The sequence below is a fragment of the Shewanella sp. genome, from assembly GCF_051658185.1.
Taxonomy (GTDB): domain Bacteria; phylum Pseudomonadota; class Gammaproteobacteria; order Enterobacterales; family Shewanellaceae; genus Shewanella.
In genome coordinates, this window is sequence record NZ_JBOFMC010000204.1 from 1 (window position 1) to 10,815 (window position 10,815).

Annotated in this window: 15 protein-coding genes; 8 read left to right on the forward strand and 7 right to left on the reverse strand. The window is 48.6% G+C overall.

Annotated elements, in window-relative coordinates:
• Positions 1 to 512 (reverse strand): YkgJ family cysteine cluster protein (locus tag ACRCZA_RS08015; protein WP_438673930.1); only part of this gene is annotated, 512 nt, incomplete at its 3' end.
• Positions 513 to 1,245: 733 nt separating this feature from the next.
• Here ACRCZA_RS08015 and ACRCZA_RS08020 point away from each other — a divergent pair.
• From ACRCZA_RS08020 to ACRCZA_RS08055, 8 genes are all read left to right on the forward strand, one after another.
• Entirely contained in the window at positions 1,246 to 1,479 is a 234-nt protein-coding gene (locus ACRCZA_RS08020; protein WP_438673931.1) for a hypothetical protein, read from the forward strand.
• Between the two features lie 67 nt (positions 1,480 to 1,546).
• Positions 1,547 to 1,885, forward strand: coding sequence for a hypothetical protein (locus ACRCZA_RS08025; protein WP_438673932.1), 339 nt, complete (start codon positions 1,547 to 1,549; stop codon positions 1,883 to 1,885).
• A complete protein-coding gene (locus tag ACRCZA_RS08030) occupies positions 1,882 to 3,246 on the forward strand; it encodes a hypothetical protein (RefSeq protein WP_438673933.1) in 1,365 nt (454 codons plus the stop codon). Before ACRCZA_RS08025 ends, ACRCZA_RS08030 begins: the two co-directional genes overlap by 4 nt.
• On the forward strand, positions 3,246 to 3,608 hold the full coding sequence (locus ACRCZA_RS08035) for a hypothetical protein (RefSeq protein ID WP_438673934.1): 363 nt from the start codon (positions 3,246 to 3,248) through the stop codon (positions 3,606 to 3,608). The genes ACRCZA_RS08030 and ACRCZA_RS08035 overlap by 1 nt, the downstream gene beginning before the upstream one ends.
• Before the next feature lie 103 nt (positions 3,609 to 3,711).
• A complete protein-coding gene (locus ACRCZA_RS08040; protein WP_438673935.1) occupies positions 3,712 to 4,080 on the forward strand; it encodes a DUF7694 domain-containing protein in 369 nt (122 codons plus the stop codon).
• A complete protein-coding gene (locus tag ACRCZA_RS08045) occupies positions 4,080 to 4,379 on the forward strand; it encodes a hypothetical protein (protein ID WP_438673936.1) in 300 nt (99 codons plus the stop codon). The genes ACRCZA_RS08040 and ACRCZA_RS08045 overlap by 1 nt, the downstream gene beginning before the upstream one ends.
• A 269-nt stretch (positions 4,380 to 4,648) precedes the next feature.
• Complete coding sequence (locus tag ACRCZA_RS08050; RefSeq protein ID WP_438673937.1) at positions 4,649 to 4,885, forward strand: hypothetical protein; 237 nt, start codon at positions 4,649 to 4,651, stop codon at positions 4,883 to 4,885.
• Positions 4,886 to 5,134: 249 nt separating this feature from the next.
• Positions 5,135 to 5,950, forward strand: a complete 816-nt coding sequence (locus ACRCZA_RS08055) for a hypothetical protein (RefSeq protein WP_438673938.1) — start codon at positions 5,135 to 5,137, stop codon at positions 5,948 to 5,950.
• 14 nt (positions 5,951 to 5,964) lie between these two features.
• Here the strand turns inward: ACRCZA_RS08055 and ACRCZA_RS08060 are convergent, their stop codons facing one another.
• The 6 genes from ACRCZA_RS08060 to ACRCZA_RS08085 form a co-directional block, all read right to left on the reverse strand.
• Complete coding sequence (locus ACRCZA_RS08060) at positions 5,965 to 7,455, reverse strand: phage terminase large subunit (protein ID WP_438673939.1); 1,491 nt, start codon at positions 7,453 to 7,455, stop codon at positions 5,965 to 5,967.
• Positions 7,455 to 8,351, reverse strand: a complete 897-nt coding sequence (locus ACRCZA_RS08065) for a hypothetical protein (protein WP_438673940.1) — start codon at positions 8,349 to 8,351, stop codon at positions 7,455 to 7,457. Before ACRCZA_RS08065 ends, ACRCZA_RS08060 begins: the two co-directional genes overlap by 1 nt.
• Positions 8,352 to 8,887: 536 nt before the next feature.
• Complete coding sequence (locus ACRCZA_RS08070) at positions 8,888 to 9,088, reverse strand: hypothetical protein (protein WP_438673941.1); 201 nt, start codon at positions 9,086 to 9,088, stop codon at positions 8,888 to 8,890.
• Positions 9,085 to 9,447: a hypothetical protein gene (locus ACRCZA_RS08075; RefSeq protein ID WP_438673942.1), complete on the reverse strand. Its 363-nt coding sequence runs from the start codon at positions 9,445 to 9,447 to the stop codon at positions 9,085 to 9,087. Before ACRCZA_RS08075 ends, ACRCZA_RS08070 begins: the two co-directional genes overlap by 4 nt.
• A gap of 19 nt (positions 9,448 to 9,466) precedes the next feature.
• Positions 9,467 to 10,093, reverse strand: coding sequence for a hypothetical protein (locus ACRCZA_RS08080; RefSeq protein WP_438673943.1), 627 nt, complete (start codon positions 10,091 to 10,093; stop codon positions 9,467 to 9,469).
• Between the two features lies 1 nt (position 10,094).
• Positions 10,095 to 10,715 carry a hypothetical protein gene (locus ACRCZA_RS08085; protein WP_438673944.1) on the reverse strand — a complete coding sequence of 207 codons (621 nt, stop codon included), beginning with the start codon at positions 10,713 to 10,715 and terminating at the stop codon, positions 10,095 to 10,097.
• Between the last annotated feature and the right edge of the window lie 100 nt (positions 10,716 to 10,815).

Consider the following 10,815-nt stretch of genomic DNA (forward strand, 5'->3'; position numbering starts at 1 on the left):
ACAGGCGCGCTATCCGTGACGCTGGCGGCCTCGATAGGCTCAACTAACTGAACAAATGCCGTACCGATTGAAAATTGTGTCATCACCTTATGAGGAACGTCCGGCGTTTTACAAAACTCTACCGAGTCCATCGACGCGAAAAGCTGGCAAGCAATCGGCCGGAACTCATAGATCTGACAGGCTTTCGTCACGGCATTGTGAAATGGGCAATATGTATCCGGCGTAAACCCTTGTTGATAGCCAAACTCAACGCCATCGACTTTCATTCTTTGCGCAATGTAAGAGGCTTCAACCAAGGTCAGATCAACATTCAACTTACAGCAATGCGAACACCCCTTAGTGCAAACCGACAAACCGCCATGATCCTGAGATAGCGACTTTGTTACTCCATGCAAACTTTGCATAAAGATCATTGCCTGATTAAGTTCGCCATTTTGGAACCGCGCTTGGTGACGCCTTAGCTTTGCCTTGGTTTTATTGCTGACATCTACACTTTCAGGCAATTTCCGCATTTTTACCGCTCCGATATATGTATTTTCATCACTGCGCGAAAACTACACCACAACCAAACAGCGCGCAAGCGCATTTATCCCGTTTTGCGTCAATACGCTCTACTGAGCACAGCACCTTTTTTACGCGCTTATGTCATTGATTTTATTATGTTTGCTATTTTACTGGCGCGCCCTTTCTAGGTTCATTAATGGATAGTAATGAACCTGACAGGGGCTTTTCTTGAATTGTCGGGTATAACACCCCTGCAAAACTCTCAGAATTGACGTAGCAACGCGATGACATATTATGTCAAAAGAGGATGGACGCTTTAAATTTACACACTTTGACGGCAGGTATTCAGTTATTTGCACCAGCACAGCTAAGTGCAACTAAATTAAATATACCCGCGCATCATTTATACAAATAACACAAGCCCCAAAAAGACACCCATCAAGCACTAATAAAGCCCTTATCAAGCTCTAATCAAGCGCTTATCAAGCTCTAATCAAGCTCTAATCAAGCGCTTATTAAGCCCTAATGAAGCCCTTATTAAGCTCTAACCAAGCCCTTATTAAGCTCTAATCAAGCGCTTATCAAGCCCTTATTAAGCGCTAACAAAGCCCTCATCAAGCGCTAACCAAGACCTTACAAAGCCTTAATTAAGCGCTTTATAAGCGCTTGCGTTAATTTGCTTTGTTATAACGCACGTTGTAATATGCCTTGGCAATCCCCAACCAAAAAAAGGAAAGAAAAATGCAAGTAGGCGATAAGTTAAGATTCAATACAGGGCGCGGCTACACGGCGGAAGGGCAGGTTATCGAAGCGGCAATAACTAAGATAAGCGTTGACCCAGACGGTTTTTTTGACCCCGTGGCGCACGTCGAGTTTAACGACCTAAGCCGCTACATACGCCACACCGTAGCGGTCACTACATTTGATCAGGCAAGTATTATGGCCGAATACGACGCTTGCCGTTACCTCGACTAAATTAAGCATCAGACTAGGGCAATGCAACGCCTTGTGAGTTGCCCTAACATCTATCCAAGGACGCTGTATGCCACACCTTATCGCAGAGCGACACTTCAAATTAGCGGGAAGCACTGACAGCCTTAAATTTGCTGTTTTCGTGCATCCGTCATCATCCGCATTATTTTTTATTCATAGCCCTTGGCTATCAAGCCAAACACCACTTAACGAGCTTTGCGTTAAAGCGACGCTTGAAGGCGACGCCATCCGGCTAGAATTAACCAATGGTAAAAATCCGCTTATACACCAAAGCTGGGCAATTGATCCGGCCGAACTAACCGAGCTAATCGCTTACTTTCGAACATTAGGCTATCGCATGGAAGATTGCGATCCGTTTGGATTGGCAGAAAAGGAGGCAACGCATTGAGCCGCATCGACAAGAAATTAACCATCGGACACGTTCTCTTGGAGCCGCTACTTGCAAAGCTGGCTAAGATGGACAGCACACCAGCGTACCGCGACGAAATAGACGCACTGATAGCGGGAAACCGCCAGTTCATTAAGCAGCACTTAAGCAATAAAATTAAGGCGCTGGAATTTCTGGAAGGGATGGAATCACACAAACCTGAGCACCTTAACGCCCACCATCCGCAAAGAAGCAAGCTAGGCCGCGCTGAACTATTGACACAACTAAGCCTTGGCGAGTTCATGCTACAAACAGCCTACTATGCAGCTAAGGCCAACATTGCCGTATCGGACGCTATCGCCGTGGCGAGATCTTGTGACAGCGACACAAACAAGCGATTAAACCAATCAAAGGCCGTGGACGGCGGCATTCACGACGGAAACAACATTGTTAGTCTAATGCCACTATTCCACCGCTTTAAAGAGGGCGCGACGCTGGTATTTGCCGATGATCTCATGCGTGAATTGCAACTAACAGACCTCAGCAAAGGCGTTAGCGTTGATATGATCATCCCGCCATTTGAAAGCTGTTTTATCGCCTTTGGCGAAACCCCGCAGGCACTTGATCCCATTTACACCTTGCATAACAGCGTGTCCGGCTTGCACGCTTTGGAGGGCGCTTACATCAACGTGTATGAAGTGGCTAGCGAGGCTGTAGCCATGTTTCCCGACTACTGCAAGCCACTAAAGCTACACAAGGAATCGAAGGTTATCTGTCTTGAGGTTTTGTTCACTGGCAGGCCAAAGGATCGAATGCTCAATGATGCCTCACATCACGCAAACCTGTACTTTGACCTTAACAGCGAGTATTGCGCTAGCGAACAGCTACAGCACAACCTCGAATACTATGCAGCCGTGGCAATATCCGACGCTGGCAAAGCATCGCTAAGCCCCACAGAGCAATTATTGCTTATGGACGACATGACGCGCACGCAGATCACCAACAACTTTGGCCTACTGACTAAATTGCTAGTCTATCTCAATTGCGCAGATATGCGCAGAGAACGGCACGAACCCGCCAAGGCGCTAGCTAAGCAGTTGGCAGGCACTAAGAACGTCAAAAAGGCAAGGCGCATTGAGGCGCTTCTAAGGGGAGCTATGGACTACACGCTAATTTGTGGTCACGGCGAGCGTTTAGACTTTGCAGGCGATAGCGAGGACGCTAGCGGAAAGCGTCCACACTGGCGCAGGGGCTTTTTACGCAATCAGCGCTACGGTGAAGGCAGAGCACGGACACGGTTAGTCCACATCCGGCCAGTGCTGGTAAACAGATCACAACTAGGCAAGGGCGCTATCCCTGCCAAAAACTACAAGGTGACATAATGCTTGTTTATTACATTGGCGAGCGCGGCAGAGTGCAAACCTTCAACGCACTCAACCTTAAATCAAGTCGCGACTTGAGCGCCGCGCAACGCTCGACGCAGATCAAGGTTACACGCTTCCCCAACGGCTACGCGCTTTCGACAGTTTTACTCTCTATTGACCACGGCAACGAAGCAAACGGGAAGCCTGTAATTTTTGAAACTATGCTCTTTGATGCAAATGGGGGAGTTTCCAATTTGCTCTCTATGCGCCGCTATCACCACCGTTTCCAAGCCAAGAGCGGCCATAGAACGGCGGTTAGCCAGCTATCCCACTATTTCAAAAGCAGCGGCCAACGAGTACACATCAAGCGCCGCCCTTAATCATGTGTGACATGATTAAGTAATCACAAAGGCTTATTCATGCGTGACATGATTAAGCCTTTTTTGTTAGCATTCAGGCACTACAACACAACAAGGAACATCTATGTTTTCAGTACCTGAGCGTTATCGAGTAACAAGCGGCGATTTCGGTTCCGACCGTAGCTATGGCAACAATGGCGCGTTTTTAATTCCACCCAACGCCATTGCTAAGCACGGGTTCTTGATCATCGCCTCCGACGGCATGGATTGGGAACACGTTAGCGTATCTGTTAGCAATGGCAAAACCCCTAGCGAATTGCCAACACATAACGACATGGAAGCACTGAAAACGCTATTTTGGGGTGACGATTGCTGGGTAATGGAATTGCACCCGCCAGCCAGCGAGTACGTTAATAACGCACCAGCGCTGCACCTATGGCGGCCAGTCAAGCAAGAGATACCAACACCCTTTAGCATCATGGTAGGCGTGTAATGCGCCTCTCTCAAACGCAAAAGGCCGCCTTAACTGTCTTGCTGCTTTTGCAACGAGCGCAAGAGCAGCGGGGCGACACTCAGCGGCCAATTATGGCAACCGACCTTCTTAAAATCATCAACGATACCCGCGACACCCCCGTTTTTGGCTCAAACTTTCGGGCGGGGATGCACACACTCCACCAGCACGGTCTTGTAAGACAATGGCGCACACGGTCGCTAGCATTGGCTTACAGGTTGTCAGACATTGGCTATACCAAGGCGATCGAGATCACAAACAAACCACTGTCCAAAAATTAACACCAGCAACAGGACGCAACAAACCGGATGCCATTCAGTTACAACGCGCCAAATATTAACAAACAAGCCAAACAATTGACGCACTCATTAGTAACTAATTAATTAATTTGTATTTTTTATTTATGCTTTTTTCACTTCAAATGCGTAATTCGTGAAGCCGATCGTTTCGCAAATTGTTTATATTTGTGGATAATCCATTGCCGTTATAACAAAGGTGCAAATTTTTACTCTGCTTGGTAAATGATTTAGCTTTAGACAAGGAGCGCAAATTGGACGTGATTAGCCCGAACGACATTGAAAATAAAATTGAAATGCTATTTGCAGAATTTGAAGCCATCAACGGAAGTAGCACCGACGTTAATCCGCTTGGCATTATCCCGTTCATCGTAAACAGACTAGCGCCCAACATCGAGGACGGACGCGCCATTGTCGCGCTGACCGCGCAAGTCTGCAACGCGCTGTACCAGATGGACTATCACACCGTTTACTGCGAACACGTCCACTAGCCGCCCACTTTGCCCAATAGCAACGCTACCGACTAAACACACTAAAACAGGTAGCGTTGCTAGCAGCGCTATCTGTTTAATTTACACACTACTTTAAAAGTAAATAACACCTTACCCCCATTTATCCGAACAAAAAACGAACAACGAGTAATGACTTTCGTTATAACGCCTGTATAATAACCAATAGCTAGTTTGGCATAGGAGCCTAGCTTCTATGTGTCGGTTATGATTATGATTTAAGGTGGCATTATGGACTTACTCAAGCAGTACGATTCTTTTGTAAAATTCAGGGAAAGATTCATCGCGAATGCGTGCGCCAATGCTATTTACACCGACGTTCGGGACGTAGAAAGCGGCAAGGTAGCCCCATTCCGGCCAGTGGTACTCTTAAATGATGAAGCCGCGCTGCGTAAAATCACGTCGCAAATTGCGAAATGGCAACTTGAGGCAGAGCGCCTAATCACAAATGATCCGGTTCGCTTCACCGCGACGTCCACGCAATTTAGCTTGCTACCAACCATCATCTATAACCCTGTCAGTGTGGCGATTAGCGAGGGATATGCGCAGGCATCCCGCAAAATGAGCAAAAGCGTTATGCTGTTCCGCTTGCGCACAATGCTTAAAAAGGAATTGCAACACAACGACGGCAACCCTACCGCACTGTCCCGCTCTATCGAGGCAGAGATAGAAGAACGCGAGGCCGATCCAGAAACGACTTACCGAGTGATTGGACAGCCTCACACAGAGCTATATCTGTATTACATCCCGACAGAAGGCGGCAAGGCCAAGCGCATTCGCGTAACTCAAACAGGCGTATTCATCTATTCGCCGGATAACGTGGCGCTACCTATCCAGTTCCCACACGAAAAGCCAACACGCAAAGTCACCAATGCAAGCGACTTAGCACGACTAGGCATGAAGCCACTGAAAACGAATTTGCAGCTTTCAGCGAATGTCTATCGTGAAAGTGAGCGCACTAACGCAATGCGCCTTCGCGAAAAGGAACGCATCAAGGCGCGGGTATTAAGGCCAAAAACAGACCTATCCGCCTATAGCCAGCTTTAACGCTGGCTTTTCCTTTAAGCGGATACCGTAACGTCCTTATCCCAGTTGCCGACCATTTCACGCTCTTGGAGTGAATGCTGACTGACAACGCTTGAGGCTGGCATAATGTCGGCTAACATCATAAAGCAGTAAGTATCGAACCTATCCGGCGATTTAATATTAAGCTTGGTTCTCATCACCTTCTTTTGCTCAATCACAAAGCGCCCTTTGGCGTCGATGCCATAGGGGATTTTAGCCGCTTGGTTTAACGTCTTGGTGTTTCTGTCTAATCTGACCATGCCAGCGCGAATGCGATCCCTGAGCATTATCGAGGCGTAGGCGCGTTGATCTTGATACAGATTGCGCTCATCCTTATTAAACATTTTACCGCCCCAGCGGATGCGCTGGACGTTGATCCCCGCTTCTTCCACCAAATCGGCCGTACCCGCACCGATGCCGTCACCGTCGATTAATACTGAGATATTGGGATACTCGCCCGTTTTCACGACATTGATAATTTCACGGGCGAAATTGATTGAATTGATATTACCTTCATACTCTGAGATTTTGACGCCTTTAATGCGCCGTTCGCGCCCATCACCCCACACCTTAGCGATATTGATAACCGAGCTATCGCGGCCATTACCGACGTCGGCGCTAAGTACCCAACCCCAGCCTTTAGGCATCTTGAATTTAGCCTTAGTCGCTCTTACGGCGTCGTCCATCGACAGCAAATAGCCTGACAGCGATTTAGGGAACATCCCGCGCACACGGATCATGTATTGCGGCGAGTTACGATCAGCCCCATAACGGAAAAAGGCGTTTAACAGGAACTGATCCGTAACCAGCGAGGATTCTTCCGAGTTAAAAATTAACTTAGTCCAAGCGCGGCTCTTATCGGGATCGTTGTGAGTGTCCCAAAAGTAGCCGCTATCCCTTGTAGGCTGCGACAGCAACACAACACGGTTATCTACTTGCGTTAATGAGCCTTCGACATAATCAAAGGTTTTATCAGACAAGCCGCTGGCCTCGTCGATAATCCAGAGCAAGTGATCGGCGTGCTCACCTGCTAAGCTTTCCTCGTTACCGACCTTAGAAGCCTTAGCACTGACTTCCCAAACGCCTTTTTCCGCATTAGCGTAAAAGGTCGATTCGCTTATCGTGAAATAGTCCTCAAACCACGGGTAGCGCTTAATCAGCCCTTTCCAGTAAATGCGAATGTTTTTAAAGACGGCAATCTTAACCTGATCGAGTTTGTTAGCGACCAGCACCACACGGGCGTTTGGGTACATGATCATGTAAAGCAGCACAACAATAGCAATCTGACTACTCTTACCCGTGCCGTGGCCGGAACTCACCGTGACCCGCGCACCGATTGGCTGCGCCGCCTTCAACAGCTCGACTTGATGCACTACAGGCTCAAAGCCGAACAGATCTACGGCCGCAATCAGCCAATTGAACCGATAGCGTATGACAAGCTCTATCCAGCGCGGATCACTGCGTATTGATTTGACTTTAGCGGCCATTAATCATCCCACTCGTCATCATCATCGCTATCGTCGTCATCCAGTCCTAACGCTTCATCGCTTAGCCGGACAAACTCACCGCACTGATCCGGTTCGCGATATTCAAAATCATCATCACTGTCGTCGTCATATTCAAAATCATCATCTTCACCGCCGCCCAGTTCCGCTTCCGCCTTGGCCTCAAATAGCAAGTGTTCGATGTTACGGCGGCGCGCTTTGTAAATATCGAGGTTTTCAGCGTGCTTGGCCTCGTATGCAGCAACAGCGGCGTCTAATTCGGCGTCACTAATGCCTGACGTGTCGATCTTAGGCGTCATCAGCTCAATTTCTTTAAGCGCCTCAGCGACCAATAGCGGCGGCGGCTTAATGCCCTCAAGCTCAAGCTGGCGCACAACCTCAAGCGCCGAGTCATCTTCACCACGGGAAGCAATGATCTCTTTCATGCGCTCGATGCGCCCTAACTCTGAATTAAGTTTTGTGTACTTAATGTCTACATCTGCAACCGTCTTGAATGCGTTCATGTGTGCTTGGACTAGGCCGCCAAATAACGCGCCTAGGCCGCCGCTCAACGCCCAAAGCGCACGCGCCCTTGTATCGAGCGGATCTATTTCCTTGCCGTTCTCGTCAAACGAGGTAATGCCTTTGGCTTCCTCAATATCAAGCGCGTTCATCTTGGCGAATAGGATTTGATTCATATAGACGTAGCGCGTTTCTTCGAGCTGGACGATCTCACTCACGCCGCCAATGGCGCACTTTTCCTTAACCATTTCTCGCAGCGGCTCCGGCATCTTCATCACGTCCATGTAAGCGCCTGAGCGCATACCCGCCGCATTGCCCTTAGCAAAGCGGCCGCCATTGCCGATTTGCTGATCACTCGAATCGTCCCGATGTTTCAAATGAAACTCAGTTGTTAACCGCTTCAATTTTTTTGTGATCACATCTTCGCGCCGAGGGATAGGCTTGCGTTCAACCCCGCCTATGTCGTTGTTTTCGTTTGGGCATTCATCGCTAGATGCGTGATCACTTTTTTTGTGATCACTCTTTTTGTGATCATTTTTTATGTGATCACTCTTTTTTTGATCACTCTTTTTTTGATCACTTCGAGGGCGAGTTGTTACATTTTTTTCGAGGTTTTTTATTCGGGGGGACTTGGTGAATAGCAGCTCTATATCGGCGTGCGAAAGGCCGTCGTTTTCGAGCTTTATAATCTTAGTGAACTCACGACGGCCTGAGTTAACATTCAGGCCGTGGGCTTCAAAGTACGCCTTGGGCGACGCCCAGCGCTTGCCGTTGTCGGCTAGGTAATTAATTCGGTGTTTTAGCCATTCCTTTTTTGCAGACATGCTTTTGCTGTTACCCCTAACTCTTACGTCCGAACAATGCAGATCTGTTATGTTTTAATAAGTATAAAAAAAGGCCATTAATTAACGACCTAAAGCTTAGAGTCTTGGCGCACCACAAAGGCAGGTTCTTTGACTGCAATAACGGCTTTTTCGTTGTCCTCCATCGCGCACGCTTGGCACAAATACACAGGCACCCGTGTGTAACGACTAAACGAGTTAGCGCCGCGCTTAGTGCAAAATATCGAGGCGCATTCACCGCCTTTAACTAATCCCTTGTCACCTTTAATCACGACACACCCCCAAGCCCAAGTTCTTCCGCTCTTGCCGTCAATAGCGACATTACAGCGTCGCGGTTACTCTCATAGCCGCCAGCGGCCACCACACGCGCAATTAAAGCTAACTGCGCATCTGTGCAAGTCATGCGAAAATGCCGCCCCACGCCTTCCGCATCAGGCTTTATCACATTAATATCCAGCTCTGCCGCCTTGTCATACATGAGCGACACGACCGCATCACCATTACTGGCAAAGCCGCCCTTATCAACCACAGCCTTAAGCACATTAAATTCAGTGCCAGTACAACGGACGCGAAAATAACGCACGCCCATTTTGCGGTCACGTTCGCGTTGATCTTTTACATTTTTACTCACAGAAAGCCCCTTTAATTAACTAACAAAACTGCGCACGCAAAGCCTTTGATACCCTAACTCTGTTATCAATGAGCACCTTCATCACTTTTGCCATGAAATCATTCATCGACCAGCCACGAATAGAGTACACCTCCGGCAAATAAGGCGCGTTTAGCTCCGCACCATTAAGCCGGACAACCTTAAAAGCCTTGACGGTTCGATGATACTCAACCGCGCAACCCGTCTTAGCGATTAGCCGATTAACCTCCGGTAATTGCGCCTTAAAGCCCCGCAAATCCACTTTCACCACATCGCCAGCCGCTAAGCCGCAATCGCTCAATAACGTGGCTTCACGGCTTTTCAAGGTGAACAATTTGAAGTCGCTTGAAGTTATGCCAGCGTCCACCAGCTCCCCCAAATCAATAAGACTTAAGCAGGCCGTGAAAATGCTTGGGTATTTGGGATCGTGGATAAAGGTTTGCTTGGCGGCGTTCCACTTGGCCGGAATAAAGAATTTGCGCGTTTGCTGACTGACAACATTCACTTCATTTCGATACAGCACCACATCAAAGGCGCGATCGTTGAAGTCATCCACCAGCAGTTTTTTTGTGGCATCAACCACCCGCCGCCGCTTAATCGTTTTGTTTTCATGATTGGCTTTATCCATGTCACCCCCTCCCGTAACAATGGTCAACCGCTATCGCGGTCTTTTCAATTTCATCTAGGCCATGCTCGAACAGTAGCCCTCTGGCCTTGATCAAGGCGTCCTGTTGTTTTTGCACCAACTCTTGCATGGCAATGATCACCGCAACCGGATCGGCTAGGTCGCGGCCTGTACCATGGCATTTATCGCAATCATAAACCACGAAAAGCGGCTTCCACTGCCCCGCGCCCCGACACTGTGTACAGGACGGCAAGCGATTAACCTTGTTAGACAGCGCCAATATATGAGCCGTATCGCGGCGATAATCAAACCGCGCCGTCACTGCGCCTAAAATGGCATTAACGCTGGCTTGGCTGGCGGCCTCACTGCTTGCGCAATGCTTGCGCCAATGCTCTGATTGCGCCTTAAGCGCGATATACGGCTCTGACGCCTCCACATTCACAGCGCTAGCCTCTGCGCCACCTATGGGCGTATCCGCATCAAAGCTATCGTTAATCAACCGTGATACGTCATAGAGTGAGCAAGCCCAATCATCGAGGCCGTGGCGTTCTTCATGCGTCTTAGCCTTAGCCCGTAGCGCGGCGATCAGATCCCCAATTGAGTTAACGCGACTAACATCAATCATCACTCACCCCCAGCCATTGCGATTGATTTAAATCGAATGTGACTGACTCGCCATCAGCCAAGGATAGATATTCCTCTATCGCCTGACGCGCCTCATCAAA

Excerpts from the sequence above, each read along its gene's own strand:
- ACRCZA_RS08040 (WP_438673935.1), top strand. The coding sequence starts at position 3,712 with ATGTTTTCAGTACCTGAGCGTTATCGAGTAACAAGCGGCGATTTCGGT.
- ACRCZA_RS08020 (WP_438673931.1), top strand. The coding sequence starts at position 1,246 with ATGCAAGTAGGCGATAAGTTAAGATTCAATACAGGGCGCGGCTACACG.
- ACRCZA_RS08085 (WP_438673944.1), bottom strand. The coding sequence starts at position 10,715 with ATGATTGATGTTAGTCGCGTTAACTCAATTGGGGATCTGATCGCCGCG.
- ACRCZA_RS08055 (WP_438673938.1), top strand. The coding sequence starts at position 5,135 with ATGGACTTACTCAAGCAGTACGATTCTTTTGTAAAATTCAGGGAAAGA.
- ACRCZA_RS08025 (WP_438673932.1), top strand. The coding sequence starts at position 1,547 with ATGCCACACCTTATCGCAGAGCGACACTTCAAATTAGCGGGAAGCACT.
- ACRCZA_RS08035 (WP_438673934.1), top strand. The coding sequence starts at position 3,246 with ATGCTTGTTTATTACATTGGCGAGCGCGGCAGAGTGCAAACCTTCAAC.
- ACRCZA_RS08080 (WP_438673943.1), bottom strand. The coding sequence starts at position 10,093 with ATGGATAAAGCCAATCATGAAAACAAAACGATTAAGCGGCGGCGGGTG.
- ACRCZA_RS08060 (WP_438673939.1), bottom strand. The coding sequence starts at position 7,455 with ATGGCCGCTAAAGTCAAATCAATACGCAGTGATCCGCGCTGGATAGAG.
- ACRCZA_RS08045 (WP_438673936.1), top strand. The coding sequence starts at position 4,080 with ATGCGCCTCTCTCAAACGCAAAAGGCCGCCTTAACTGTCTTGCTGCTT.